Consider the following 12,336-nt stretch of genomic DNA (forward strand, 5'->3'; position numbering starts at 1 on the left):
CGGCGCGGAGGGGGCATACCACCGGCGCCTCGGGGGGCAGGAGCGGCGCCGGTATGCGAGGAGGATCGAGAAGACGATGGCAGGCAACTCGGAGCCGCTGTCACCGCGGGCCAAGCTGGCCGTGACGGCGGGCAGGGCCGCGGCGGCGGTGTCGAAGGCCGCGGGCCGCGGCAGCGGATCGGTGATCGGCGGCAAGGTGGCCCTGCGCCTCGACCCCGATCTGCTCAGCAGGCTGGCGCAGCACCTGGACGTCATCCTGGTGTCGGCGACCAACGGCAAGACCACGACCACCCGGCTCATCGCCGAGGCGCTGCGGGCGGCCGGCCCGGTCGTCTCCAACGCGCTGGGCGCCAATATGCCGGCCGGTATCACCTCCGCCCTGGCGGGCGGCTCCGATGCCCGCTACGGCGTCATCGAGGTCGACGAGAAGTACCTCGCCGGGGTGGCGCGCGACACCGAGCCCAAGGCCATCGCGCTCCTCAACCTCTCCCGTGACCAGCTCGACCGCGCCGCCGAGACCCGGATGCTCGCCGAGAAGTGGCGCGAGGGCCTGACCGGCTCCAAGGCGGTCGTGATCGCCAACGCCGACGACCCGCTGATCGTCTGGGCCGCCTCCTCCAGCCCCAATGTGGTGTGGGTCGCGGCCGGGCAGGAGTGGAAGGACGACGCCTGGTCCTGCCCGTCCTGCGGCGGTGTGCTGCAGCGCCCGGGCGACGACTGGGTCTGCGGGGAGTGCGGCTTCCGCCGCCCGGTGCCCAGCTGGGCGCTGAACGGCGACTACGTCCTGGACCCGCACGGCGCCGCCTGGCCCATCCAGCTCCAGCTCCCCGGCCGCGCCAACAAGGCCAACGCGGCCACCTCGGCCGCCGTCGCCGCCACCTTCGGGGTGCCCCCGCAGGTCGCGCTGGAGCGGATGTACCAGGTCCAGGCCGTGGCCGGCCGGTATGACGTGGTCACCTTCCAGGAGCGCCAGCTGCGGCTGCTGCTGGCGAAGAACCCGGCCGGCTGGCTGGAGACCTTCTCGCTGATCGACCCGCCGCCCACCCCGGTGATCCTCTCGGTGAACGCGCGCGGCGCCGACGGCACCGACACCTCCTGGCTGTGGGACGTGGACTACACCCGGCTCGCCGGGCACCCGATCTGCGTGATCGGCGACCGCAAGCTGGACCTCGCGGTGCGCCTGGAGGTCGCCGGGCTGGACTTCCGGGTCTGCGCGGACGTGGACGAGGCGGTACGGATCTCCCCGCCCGGCCGCATCGAGGTGATCGCCAACTACACCGCGTTCCAGGACCTGCGCCGCCGGGTCGGCAACTGACCCCCGTACGAGAGGCACGAAGATGCGTAGCACGAGCCAGAACGGCCTGCGTCTGGTGTGGGTCTACCCCGACCTGCTGAGCACGTACGGCGACCAGGGCAACACCCTGGTGGTGGAGCGCCGGGCGCGGCAGCGCGGGCTGGAGGTCTCCCGCCTGGACGTCCGCTCCGACCAGCAGATCCCCACCTCCGGGGACATCTATCTGATCGGCGGTGGCGAGGACCGCCCGCAGCGGCTGGCCGCCGAGCGGCTGATCCGGGACGGCGGGCTGAACCGGGCCGTCGCCAACGGGGCGATCGTCTTCTCGGTGTGCGCCGGGTACCAGATCCTCGGCCATGAGTTCGTCAACGACCTCGGGCAGCGCCAGCAGGGCCTGGGCCTGCTGGACGTGGTCAGCACCCGCGGCGAGGGCGCCCGCTGCGTCGGGGACGTGCTGGCCGACATCGACGAGCGGCTGGCGCTGCCCCCGCTGACCGGCTTCGAGAACCACCAGGGCGTCACCCACCTGGGCCCGACCGCCCGGCCCTTCGCCCGGGTCCGGTTCGGCAACGGAAACGGCGCCGGGGACGGTTTCGAGGGCGCGTACAGCGACACCGTCTTCGGGACGTACATGCACGGCCCGGTGATGGCCCGCAACCCGCACATCGCGGACCACCTGCTGAAGCTGGCCCTCGATGTGAACGCGCTGCCGCCGGTCAACGACCAGTGGTACGAGGCGCTGCGCAACGAGCGGATCGCGGCGGCGACCCAGCCCGCCTGAGCCGCGCCCCGCTCGCTCGAGCGCAGCTCAGACGGCGTTCGAGCGCACAGTGACCGCATGGCGGACATCCGGCCGTCGAGCGCGCCCCCGCCACCCGCCCGCTTGTAGGGTGGCGGGGTCCCGCCGGACGACGCGGTCCGGCCGTCGGCCCCCATCTCAGACAGAGGTATGCGTGCCATGCGCATTGGTGTGCTCACGTCCGGCGGCGACTGCCCCGGCCTGAACGCGGTCATCAGGTCAGTCGTCCACCGCGCCACCGTCGACCACGGCGATGAGGTGATCGGTTTCCAGGACGGCTGGAAGGGCCTGCTGGAGTGCGACTACCGCAAGCTGGACCTGGACGCCGTGAGCGGCATCCTGGCCCTCGGCGGCACCATCCTCGGCTCCACCCGGGTGCGCCCGGAGCATCTGCGGGACGGGGTGGAGCGGGCCAAGGGCCATGTGGCGGAGCTCGGCCTGGACGCGGTCATCCCCATCGGCGGGGAGGGCACGCTGAAGGCCGCCCGGCTGCTCTCGGACGCCGGGCTGCCGATCGTCGGCGTGCCCAAGACCATCGACAACGACATCGCCTCGACCGATGTGACCTTCGGCTTCGACACCGCGGTCGGGGTCGCCACCGAGGCCCTGGACCGGCTCAAGACCACCGCGGAGTCCCATCAGCGAGTGCTGATCGTCGAGGTCATGGGGCGGAACACCGGCTGGATCGCGCTGCACTCGGGCATGGCCGCGGGCGCCCACGCCATCGTCGTCCCGGAGCGCCCGTTCGACATCGAGGAGCTGGCCGGGACCGTCGGGGCGCGGTTCGAGGCGGGCAAGAAGTTCGCGATCGTGGTGGTGGCGGAGGGCGCCAAGCCGCGCGAGGGCACGATGGACTACGAGGCCGGCGGCAGGGACGTCTACGGCCACGAGCGCTTCGCGGGCATCGCCCGCCACCTCTCCGTGGAGCTCGAGCGGCGGCTCGGCAAGGAGGCGCGGGCGGTCATCCTGGGCCATGTGCAGCGCGGTGGCACCCCGACGGCGTACGACAGGGTGCTGGCCACCCGCTTCGGCTGGCACGCGGTCGAGGCGGCCCACCGCGGCGAATTCGGCACGATCACGGCGCTGCGCGGCACGGACATCACCCTGGTGCCGCTGGCGTCGGCCGTGGAGCGGCTGAAGACGGTCCCCGCCGAGCGGTACGCCGAGGCCGAGTGCGTGCTGTGATCGATGCGGTTCTAGGCTGGTGCGAGCACATTTCGTGCGCACTGGGAGGTGTACCGGATGGATCACGGCGGGCACGGCATGATGATGGATCTGCCGCCGTTCACGCTGTCGCGCGGGCTGGAGTTCGGCGGCGATCCGTTCTTCCTGGTCGGCTGTGTGCTGGCGCTCGGTCTTTACGGCTGGGGCGTCGCGCGGCTGCGGCGGCGCGGCGACGCCTGGCCGGTGGGGCGCGTGGTCTCCTTCGTGCTCGGGGTGCTGACCATCGCGGTCGCGATGTGCACCAAGCTGAACGACTACGGCATGGTCATGTTCAGCGTCCATATGGTGCAGCACATGATCATCAGCATGGTCTCGCCGATCCTGCTGCTGCTGGGCGCGCCGGTCACGCTGACCCTGCGGGCCCTCCCGGCGGCCGGGCGCGGCCGCAAGGGGCCCCGGGAGCTGCTGGTCGCGCTGTTGCACAGCCGCTATATGCGGATCATCACCCACCCGGCGTTCACCATCCCGCTGTTCATCGCGAGCCTGTACGCGCTGTACTTCACCCCGCTCTTCGACTTCCTGATGGAGAGCAAGGCCGGGCATATCGCGATGATGGTCCACTTCCTCGCGGTGGGCCTGGTCTTCTTCTGGCCGATCATGGGCGTGGACCCGGGGCCGCACCGGCCCGGCTATGTGATGCGGATGCTGGAGCTGTTCTCGGGCATGCCGTTCCACGCGTTCTTCGGCATCGCGCTGATGATGGCGTCCGAGCCCATGGTCGGCACGTACCAGCATCCGCCCGCCTCGCTGGGCATCGACGCGCTGTCGGACCAGACCTGGGCGGGCGGTATCGCCTGGGCCTTCAGCGAGATCCCGTCGGTGATCGTGCTGGTGGCGCTGGTCTACCAGTGGTACAAGTCCGAGCAGCGCCAGGCGCGGCGCATCGACCGCACCGCGGACCGGGACGGCGACCAGGAGCTCGCGGCGTACAACGCCTATCTGGCGTCGCTCCAGTCCCGGAGCCAATGACCTCGCTCCAGTCCCGGAGCCGCTGAGTCCGGTCCCGGCAGCCTGCTGAGAGGCGTCCGCCGGGTCTTGCCGCCTGCGCGGCGGGCTGTTCCCCTACCCGCCCCTTCCCACGCAGCGTCGATTTGCGGCTCCGCCGCGTGGGGGCTCCGCCCCAGACCCCGCTCCTCAATCGCCGGAGGGGCTGATTTCAGCCCGTCAGGGGGCACCTCCCAGCGGTAGCTGGGGGAGATCGAGGACACGCCCGAAGGGCGTCCGGGGTCCAGGGGCGAAGCCCCATGGTTCGGGAAGGGGCGGGGAGGGGAAAGACCCGCCGGACACCCCGTAGCGGCCGGGGCCCGGACCGCGAGACCATGGACCCGGGCCCTGGGTGGCCCGGGTCCTGGCGAAGGGGCGTCGGGACCGCCGTGAGGAGGTCGGGGATGCCCGGTTCCGCGAAGGCGATGACGGTGGCCACGGTAGGGGGTCTGGTGCTGGTGACGGCCTACACCGTGGCTCTGGGGAGCAACGGCTGGCTCTGGTTCAGCTGGGTGGTGCTCGGACTGCTGACCGTGGGGGTCGTGGTGGCCAGGGGCTGATCTCTACCGGGCGGAGGGTCCCTTCGGAGCGGATCCCGAGGGCCTGCCCAGCAGCCACCGCCATAACGCCGCCCACCACGGGACGCGCCCGGGGGCCGCCGCCCCGGGCCCCTCGGTGCCGGACCGTACCGGGGCCGCCGTCGCCTCGGGCATCGGCGGCATCCGCTGCCGAGGCGGCAGGAGCACCTCGACGGGGAGGTCCATGATGTCCGGCTCGGGGCGCCGGGGCATGAACTCCACCGGCAGCTCAACGAGATGGCGGGAGATCCAGGACGAGAGCCAGGTCAGCTCGGACTCGTCCACGGCCAGCCGCAGATCGGGCAGGCGCAGCAGCAGGGTGTCGATGGCGGTGTCCGTGATGGCCCGGCCGATGTCCTGCCCCGGGCATTCGTGGGGACCGCCGCTGAACGCGAGATGGGACCGGTTGCCGTACATGGGCGCGGCGATGTCGGGGCGGATGGCCGGGTCGACGTTCCCGGCGGCCAGCCCCAGCAGCAGCATGTCCCCGGCCTTGATCCGCTGACCGCCCAGTTCGGTGTCCCCGGTGGCCCAGCGGCCGGGGACGACGGTGAGCGGGGGCTCGTTCCACAGCACGTGCTCGATGGCGTCCGGCAGCGTCATATGGCCACCGGCCAGGGACGCGCGGAAGCGCGGGTCGGTGAGGACCATGCGCAGCGTGTTGGCCATCAGATTGGTGGTGGTCTCGTTGCCGGTGAGCAGCACCAGCCGCAGATGCTGGACCACCTCCTCCTCGGTGAGGCCGGAGGGGTGGGCCAGCAGCCAGGACGCCAGGTCCTCGCCGGGTTCGGCGCGCCTGCGGTCCACCAGGCCCTTGAGGGTGTCGGTGACGTACGCGTCGCTGCGCAGGGCCGTCTCGGTGCCCTTCATCAGGTCCCGGGTGGCCTCGACCAGCCGTGGGCCGTACTCGTCGGGCATGCCCAGCAGTTGGGTGAGGACGAGCATGGGCAGCTGCTGGGCGAAGGCGGTGACCATTTCCGCGCCTCCGTCGGCGCAGAAGTCGTTCACCAGCTGGTGGGTGAAGCGGGTGACATGGCGGCGGATCCCACGGCGGTCGAAGCGCCCCATGGACTCGGTGAGCGCGGCCCGCAGCCGTTCGTGCTCGTCGCCGTCGGCGAAGGTGCACATGGGCTGCCAGCCGACCACCGGCAGCAGGGGCGAGTCGGCGGCGATCCTGCCGTCCTTCCAGGCGTGCCAGTGGCGGGAGTCGCGGGAGAAGCGGGAGGGGGTGCGGGAGACCTCCAGGTTCTCGCGGTAGCCCAGCAGCAGCCAGGCCGGTATGCCACCGTCGAGCACGATCGGGGCCACCGGGCCGTGCTCGGTGCGCAGCCGCTCGTACAGCCCCATCGGGTCCTTCTCGTTCTCGGGCCCGAGGAGGTCCACGAGACCGCCGTCCCCGTCGGGGAGCGCGGTGTGGACGGGGCACCGGGCGGGCGGCGGATCGGCGGGCCCGGTGCCGGTGTCGTCGAGGTGAGGAGTCACGGTGTCTCCGGGGTCACGGTGTGGAGGGATTGCAGATGGCGCACGAGGGCGAGGAGGGTGTCGCGGCTGGAGGCCCGGTCGCGGGCGTCGCAGTCGATCATCGGTACGGAGTCGGGCAGGTCCATGGCCGCGCGCAGCTCCGCCATGGGGTGGACGGGGGCCTCGGGGAACGCGTTGACCGCGACCACGAAGGGCACCCCGCGCTCCTCGAGCCGCCCGACCGCGTCGAAGCTGACCTCCAGACGGCGGGTGTCGATCAGGACCACGGCGCCCAGGGCGCCCTCGAAGAGGCCGTTCCACAGGAACCAGAACCGCTCCTGGCCGGGGGTGCCGAACAGATAGAGCACCAGTTGTTCGTTGAGGCTGATCCGGCCGAAGTCCATCGCGACGGTGGTCTCGGTCTTGCGCTCGATCCCGGCGATGTCGTCGACGCCGACCCCGGCCTGGGTCATGGTCTCCTCGGTGGTCAGCGGGCGGATCTCGCTCACCGCGCCGACCATGGTGGTCTTGCCGACGCCGAAGCCGCCGACGATCACCACCTTGACGGCGGCGGCCGCGGAGGCCGGGAGGGTGTCCTCGCTGCGCGGGCCGGCGATTCCCTCAGAGGTTCTGTAGTCCATGCATCACCGCCTGCAGCAGTTCGGGGTCGGGCAGCACGGCGGCCGGGACCGGCGCCCTGACCTCCACCCGGTCGTCCCGCAGCAGCCCCGCGAGGAGCACCGTGACGGTGGAGACGGGCAGGACCAGATACGCGGAGATCTCGGCCACCGAGAGCGGGAACTGGCACATCCTCAGCACGGCGGCGGCCTCGGGGGCCGTCCCCGGCTCCGGTTCGGCGCGCGCCACGATGAGGCTGACGAGTTCGACGGGCCGGTGCCGGGGTTCCTGCGGGGCGCGGCCGCGGCTGACCGTGTAGAGCCGCTCGGGGCCGCCCTCGTCCCACGGCTTGCCGGGCTCGCTCATGTCACCCGTCCGTCGACCCGCGGCGGGCTGCTGAGGTGCTCCCCGAGCCGGGCGACGAGATCTCTCATGCACTGGCCCATCAGCCCGGCGTCCACGCTGTCCTCGGCGAGCACCGCCAGATACGAGCTGGTCCCGGCCGCCATCAGATAGAAGAACCCGCCGTCGACCTCGATGACGACCAGCCGCATCCGCCCGTCCCCCTCGGGGAACTCGGCGGCGATCGCGCCGGAGAGGCTCTGCAGCCCGGCGCAGGCGGCGGCCAGGCGATCGGCGGTGTCCTTGTCCGCGCCGACCTGGGCCATGCACAGGCCGTCCGAGGACAGCAGGACCACGTGCCGGGTCTCCGGAACGCTGGACGCCAGGTCCCGGAGCATCCAGTCCATGTTGAACCGCGGTTGCGTCACTTGCCTACTCATCCTTGTCCGACGTGTTCGGGGTGCTTGAGTTGTCCGGGGTGTGGGGGGACTTCCGGGGGCCCGGCTCCTCCGTGGCGGCGTCCGCGGCCGGGATCGGCTCACCGTTGAGCCCCTTGGTGAAGGCGTCCAGCCAGATCCCCGGCTGTACCGGCTGCCGGGCCGGTTCGCGGGGCGGGGCGGGCGCCGCGGGGGACGCGGAGTCGCCCCGGAAGGACGAGGGGGCCGGGGCGACCATCGGCATCCGGCGGCGGCGCTGCGGGAGTCCGGCGCCGTTCTGCCGGAAGCCGGGGCCGGGGCGGCCCTGCGCCACCGGGCCGGTGCGGGTGGGCGACGGCAGCGGCGTGGCCCGCTTGATGGGCTTGGGCGGGGGGAGTTTGGCCGCGCGGGCGATCGCGCCGCCGGGCGCGGGGGTGGGGCAGATGATGTCCTGCGGTACGACCAGCACCGCGCGCACCCCGCCGTACGCCGAGGGCCGCAGCGAGATCTGGAACCGGTACCGCACGGCGAGCCTGCCGACCACGGCCAGGCCGAGCCGCGGTGTCTCGCCGAGGTCGTTGAGGTCGAATCCGGTGGCCGCCTGGAGCAGCACCGCGTCGGTGCGCCGGCGCGCCTCCTCGGACAGGCCCACCCCGGCGTCCTCGATCTCGATCGCGACCCCGGACTGGACCTCGATCGCGGTCAGGTGGACCCGGGTCTTGGGCGGCGAGTAGCGGGTGGCGTTGTCCAGCAGTTCGGCGAGGGCGTGGATCAGGGGCTCCACCGAGGGGCCGACGATGGCGACGTCCGCGACCGAGTGCAGATCCACCCGCTCGTACTCGAGGATGCGGGACATGGCGCCGCGGCAGACGTTGAACAGCGGCACCTCCTTCTGCCACTGGCGGCCCGGGCGGGAGCCGCCCAGGACCGCGATGGAGTCCGCCAGCCGGCCGATGAGGGCGTTGCCGTGGTCCAGGTGGAGCAGATCCTCGAAGACGTCCGGGTCGGCGCCGTGCTTGTCCTCCATCTCCCGCATGTCCTGGGCCTGTTGGTGGACGATGGCCTGCACCCGGCGGGCGATGTTGACGAACGCCCGCTGGGCCGCGTCCCTCAGGTCCTCCTCGGTCCGCACGGTGTCCAGCACCCACCGCAGCAGCTGCTCGTGGGCGGCGTCGAAGTCCGGGTCGAGACGGGGCGCGTAGTCGACGTCCTTCATCGCCTCGTGCACCATGGCGCCGCGCCGCAGCCGGGCCACCGTCGCGGGGAGCACCTCCCGGGTCAGCCGCCGGATCTCCGCCTCCTGGGCCGTCAGGCGCTGCCGGAACCCGGCCTCCTGGGCGGAGAGCCGGGTGCGCAGCGTGGTGATCAGCCGGCCGCGGCGCATCGCCTCGGCCGCCGCGAGGGCCACCGCGAGCGTCGCCGCCACTCCGCACCAGGCGACCGTGGCCCGCGCCCCGGACGGGACCACGGCGACGGCCAGCGCCGCGCAGAACGCCATCGCGGCGGGAGGGATGACCCATACGAGCGTGGAGGCGGGCCGTCGGCCTCCGGGTGAGGTGCCGCCTCCGGATGAGGTACCGGCGAAAACCATGGGCATCCTTAAAAACAGCGAAGAGAAAATGAGTGCGAAATGCGGGCGATGAGCCAGCCCGCCATGGGCCCTGGAGCATAGCGGTTTCACCGTCACATGAATCGAAGATGCTTTTTTCTTCGGAATGCATCACGGTGAATTCAAAGAGCGTGAAAAAGCGATCATCTGCACTCATTCTTTGACCGTGGATGATCGGCTGAGGGCGAATCTGCTCATGGCGAAGGAGTCTGGGCAGCGTGGCACTCGGGCCCTTAGCCTTGATCCACCGACGCGGTTCGAAATGATCTCCGGGGGTTTCCCCGGGCTGTCAGCTGAGTGCGGGCAGGGTGTATCCGCTGGTCTGCCCAGCTCTTCCACGATTCGGTTTCGGTCGGGCCCTGGTGGGCGGGGTGGTCAGTGACGTCAGGGCGCCTCGGGTGGGGCGTGGACGGTGGCGAACAGTTGTGTCCACGCGTCTTGCCAGGGCCATCGCTGCGGTAGGTGCAGGATGAGGCGCCGGGCGGTGCGGGCGATTCTGGCCGGGACACGGACGAGGTGGGTGCGCAAGGTTGCGGTGGTGGCCTTGGCGTGGAAGGCGGAGGCCAGGGCGCCTGCGGCTCGCAGGAGGTTGTAGGCCATGGCCCACAGGGTCAGCCAGGCCGCGTTGGCGTTGAACTTCCCCGAGGGCAGGTGGGCCAGGGCGGAGGCTTTGCCGTCGGCGATGACCTGCTCGACGACGGCATGGTGACGGTGTTCCCGTTCGGCCTGGAGGGTGTCGGCGGGGTTGTCGGTGAAGAACGGGTGGTAGCGCCAGGCAGGGAACAACTCGCCCTGCTCGCCGACGGTGGCGGGTTTGGCCAGGTCACGGACGCGGCGCACGATGAGGCGGGCGGTGACCTGCTCGCTCTTCCTGCGGCCGGTGAACGCGGTGTAGGCGGGGATCTCGGCGACCTGGGCGCCTGAGATGAGTTCGCCGGTGTCGGGATCGGGCACCGCGGTGGGGTAGGTGATCTGCTGCCATGCGGTGTCGGGGATGGCGAGGACGACCCGTCTGACGGAGGGGTTCATGCCGCAGGTGATCGAGAAGCGGGCCCCGGCCCGGCGGCACGCAGCGATCACACCGGCGTTGTAGAACTGCGAGTCCGCCCGCAGAATGCGCATGCCGGTGCAGCCGATGCCGCGCGCGGTGGCCAGTGCCTCGCTGACCAGCTTCGGGGCGCCACGGGAGTCGGCTGCCTTGCCGCGGCGCATCCGCACGGTGGCGATCACCGGCCGGGAGGTGGGGGTGCAGACCGTGGCGAGCAGGGGATGCAGGGTGCGGATGCCCTTGAACCGGCCGTACTCGGCGCCCTGCTTGGTGCGGCCGTAGACGCGTTTGTGGGTGGAGTCGACATCGATGAACGCCTTCTCGCGCGAGCCGGGCAGCAGCGGGGCATGCGCAGCCAGTGAGGTCAGGAATCGGCGGTGCACGGCGTGGAGCTGGAGTGCATGACCGTGAGTGAACGCGCGCAGGAACGTGCCGAGTGTGGACGGGGCACGGATCCCGCCAAACAGGGTCGGCATGGCACCATGGCGCAGGACATCGAGGTCGTCGATGCTGTCCGCGCCTGCGGCCATGCCGGCCACGATGCTGGTCACCTTGGCGTCCGCCGCCGCACCCGCGCTGTTCCTGGCGCCGGACAGTTTCACCTTCTCCGCCGTCAGACGGGCAAGCCCGCACCGCTCAGCCAGTCGCATGACCGGGACCAGCCCAGCATGCGCGACCAGATTCGCGTCATCGAACGCGGCCGACACCGCCGCAGCGGCATGGGAAGATTGCATCTCGCGGGTGTTCTCTTGCTCTGTGGATATGGAACCGTAGGAAGTCTCATCATCCCAGCTCAGAGGGCATCCGCTTCATCATGTCCTGGCCATGGACCGACCGTTGCCCGGTGGATCAAGGCTTAGCGTCCCGGCATGAGCACTGGGAGCGCATGTGTGATCGGGGCGACGGGGCAGATCGGCCGGGCGGCGGTGCGCGCGCTCGCCGAGGAGGGATGGCGGGTGCGGGCCGCCTCGCGCGGCGGGGGCCGCGACGAGAGCTGGCCCGGGTCGGTGGAGAGCGTGGCCGTGGACCGGGACGACGACGCCGCGGTGGCCGCGCTGATCGGCGACGGCTGCGATGTGGTGCTGGACTGCGTCGCCTACGGCACGGCGCACGCACGGCAGTTGCTGGACCTCGCCGACCGCGTCGGATCGGCGGTGGTGATCTCCACCGGAGCGGTGTACGAGGACGACCAGGGCCGGGGCTTCGGGACCCAGGACCGGCCGGACGGCGCCCCGCGGTATCCGGTGCCGCTCCCCGAGTCCCAGCGGACCGTCCCGCCCGGCGACGGCTACGGCAGCCGGAAGGTGGCGCTGGAGCGGGAGTTGCTGGCCGCCGGGGACCGGCTGCCGACCACCCTGCTGCGCGCCGGGGCGATCCACGGCCCGCACTGCCGCACCCCGCGCGAGCTGTACTTCGTCAAACGGGCGCTGGACGGGCGGCCGGTGCGGATCCTGGCGTACGGCGGCCGCAGCCGGTTCCATCCGGTGCATGTCGACAACATCGCGGAGCTGGTGCGGCTGGCCGCCCACCGGCCCGGTTCACGGGTGCTCAACGCGGGCGACCCGCAGGCGCCGACCGTCGCCGACATCGCCGCCGCCGTGGACGCGGTGCTGGAGGTGCGCGGCGAACTGGTGCTGATCGACGGGGAGCCGCCGCATCCGCATGTCGGCAGCACGCCCTGGAGCCTGGCCCACCCCCTCGTCTACGACATGTCCGCGGCCGAACGGGAGTTGGGCTACCGCCCGGTGACCGGCTATGCGGAATCGCTCCCGGCGACCGTCGCCTGGCTGACGGACCGGCTGACGGCCGACCCGGACTGGCGCACGGCCTTCCCCGACATGGCCGCCGCCTACGGCCCGAAGACCGATCTGTTCGACTACGCGGCCGAGGACGCGTGGCTGCGGGGCGGCGGGAATTCCCCCGCGCCCTGATCGACGCGGGCGCGCGGCGGAGAAACGGAACC

The 12,336-nt window shown here is 71.8% G+C and carries 12 protein-coding genes; 6 read left to right on the forward strand and 6 right to left on the reverse strand.

All coding sequences use genetic code 11. The features are described 5' to 3' along the window. The first annotated feature begins 76 nt into the window (after positions 1–76). The 5 genes from LIV37_RS07815 (at position 77) to LIV37_RS07835 (ending at position 4,861) form a co-directional block, all read left to right on the forward strand. Positions 77–1,315 (forward strand): Mur ligase family protein, encoded by a 1,239-nt coding sequence (locus tag LIV37_RS07815; RefSeq protein ID WP_020866559.1) that lies wholly within the window; start codon positions 77–79, stop codon positions 1,313–1,315. Between the two features lie 22 nt (positions 1,316–1,337). Further along, positions 1,338–2,075, forward strand: a complete 738-nt coding sequence (locus LIV37_RS07820) for a type 1 glutamine amidotransferase (protein ID WP_020866560.1) — start codon at positions 1,338–1,340, stop codon at positions 2,073–2,075. Positions 2,076–2,252: 177 nt separating this feature from the next. Then, the gene (locus tag LIV37_RS07825) at positions 2,253–3,278 is read left to right on the forward strand and encodes a 6-phosphofructokinase (protein ID WP_020866561.1); all 1,026 of its coding nucleotides are present in this window, start codon (positions 2,253–2,255) and stop codon (positions 3,276–3,278) included. Positions 3,279–3,335: 57 nt separating this feature from the next. Beyond that, complete coding sequence (locus LIV37_RS07830) at positions 3,336–4,286, forward strand: cytochrome c oxidase assembly protein (RefSeq protein ID WP_020866562.1); 951 nt, start codon at positions 3,336–3,338, stop codon at positions 4,284–4,286. 419 nt (positions 4,287–4,705) lie between these two features. After that, on the forward strand, positions 4,706–4,861 hold the full coding sequence (locus LIV37_RS07835; protein WP_020866563.1) for a hypothetical protein: 156 nt from the start codon (positions 4,706–4,708) through the stop codon (positions 4,859–4,861). 3 nt (positions 4,862–4,864) lie between these two features. Here LIV37_RS07835 and LIV37_RS07840 read toward each other — a convergent pair whose 3' ends face one another. The 6 genes from LIV37_RS07840 to LIV37_RS07865 all read right to left on the reverse strand — a co-directional run bounded on the left by LIV37_RS07840 (position 4,865) and on the right by LIV37_RS07865 (position 11,107). Then, positions 4,865–6,361 carry a cytochrome P450 gene (locus LIV37_RS07840; RefSeq protein ID WP_020866564.1) on the reverse strand — a complete coding sequence of 499 codons (1,497 nt, stop codon included), beginning with the start codon at positions 6,359–6,361 and terminating at the stop codon, positions 4,865–4,867. After that, entirely contained in the window at positions 6,358–6,981 is a 624-nt protein-coding gene (locus tag LIV37_RS07845) for a GTP-binding protein (protein ID WP_020866565.1), read from the reverse strand. The genes LIV37_RS07840 and LIV37_RS07845 overlap by 4 nt, the downstream gene beginning before the upstream one ends. Further along, positions 6,962–7,324, reverse strand: a complete 363-nt coding sequence (locus tag LIV37_RS07850; RefSeq protein ID WP_020866566.1) for a DUF742 domain-containing protein — start codon at positions 7,322–7,324, stop codon at positions 6,962–6,964. The genes LIV37_RS07845 and LIV37_RS07850 overlap by 20 nt, the downstream gene beginning before the upstream one ends. Then, positions 7,321–7,740 (reverse strand): roadblock/LC7 domain-containing protein, encoded by a 420-nt coding sequence (locus LIV37_RS07855; protein WP_044568123.1) that lies wholly within the window; start codon positions 7,738–7,740, stop codon positions 7,321–7,323. The genes LIV37_RS07850 and LIV37_RS07855 overlap by 4 nt, the downstream gene beginning before the upstream one ends. Continuing rightward, positions 7,733–9,307: a sensor histidine kinase gene (locus tag LIV37_RS07860; RefSeq protein ID WP_020866568.1), complete on the reverse strand. Its 1,575-nt coding sequence runs from the start codon at positions 9,305–9,307 to the stop codon at positions 7,733–7,735. Before LIV37_RS07860 ends, LIV37_RS07855 begins: the two co-directional genes overlap by 8 nt. Before the next feature lie 402 nt (positions 9,308–9,709). Continuing rightward, on the reverse strand, positions 9,710–11,107 hold the full coding sequence (locus LIV37_RS07865) for an IS1380 family transposase (protein WP_121825710.1): 1,398 nt from the start codon (positions 11,105–11,107) through the stop codon (positions 9,710–9,712). A gap of 135 nt (positions 11,108–11,242) precedes the next feature. Here LIV37_RS07865 and LIV37_RS07870 point away from each other — a divergent pair, with 135 nt between their 5' ends. Beyond that, positions 11,243–12,304 carry an NAD-dependent epimerase/dehydratase family protein gene (locus tag LIV37_RS07870; RefSeq protein ID WP_121825709.1) on the forward strand — a complete coding sequence of 354 codons (1,062 nt, stop codon included), beginning with the start codon at positions 11,243–11,245 and terminating at the stop codon, positions 12,302–12,304. Positions 12,305–12,336 lie beyond the last annotated feature (32 nt).

It is taken from the genome of Streptomyces rapamycinicus NRRL 5491, assembly GCF_024298965.1.
GTDB classification, from domain to species: domain Bacteria; phylum Actinomycetota; class Actinomycetes; order Streptomycetales; family Streptomycetaceae; genus Streptomyces; species Streptomyces rapamycinicus.

Coding starts and splice junctions, on each gene's coding strand:
- LIV37_RS07825 (WP_020866561.1), top strand. CDS start 2,253: ATGCGCATTGGTGTGCTCACGTCCGGCGGCGACTGCCCCGGCCTGAAC.
- LIV37_RS07835 (WP_020866563.1), top strand. CDS start 4,706: ATGCCCGGTTCCGCGAAGGCGATGACGGTGGCCACGGTAGGGGGTCTG.
- LIV37_RS07850 (WP_020866566.1), bottom strand. CDS start 7,324: ATGAGCGAGCCCGGCAAGCCGTGGGACGAGGGCGGCCCCGAGCGGCTC.
- LIV37_RS07830 (WP_020866562.1), top strand. CDS start 3,336: ATGGATCACGGCGGGCACGGCATGATGATGGATCTGCCGCCGTTCACG.
- LIV37_RS07865 (WP_121825710.1), bottom strand. CDS start 11,107: ATGCAATCTTCCCATGCCGCTGCGGCGGTGTCGGCCGCGTTCGATGAC.
- LIV37_RS07845 (WP_020866565.1), bottom strand. CDS start 6,981: ATGGACTACAGAACCTCTGAGGGAATCGCCGGCCCGCGCAGCGAGGAC.
- LIV37_RS07870 (WP_121825709.1), top strand. CDS start 11,243: ATGAGCACTGGGAGCGCATGTGTGATCGGGGCGACGGGGCAGATCGGC.
- LIV37_RS07855 (WP_044568123.1), bottom strand. CDS start 7,740: ATGAGTAGGCAAGTGACGCAACCGCGGTTCAACATGGACTGGATGCTC.
- LIV37_RS07860 (WP_020866568.1), bottom strand. CDS start 9,307: ATGGTTTTCGCCGGTACCTCATCCGGAGGCGGCACCTCACCCGGAGGC.
- LIV37_RS07820 (WP_020866560.1), top strand. CDS start 1,338: ATGCGTAGCACGAGCCAGAACGGCCTGCGTCTGGTGTGGGTCTACCCC.
- LIV37_RS07815 (WP_020866559.1), top strand. CDS start 77: ATGGCAGGCAACTCGGAGCCGCTGTCACCGCGGGCCAAGCTGGCCGTG.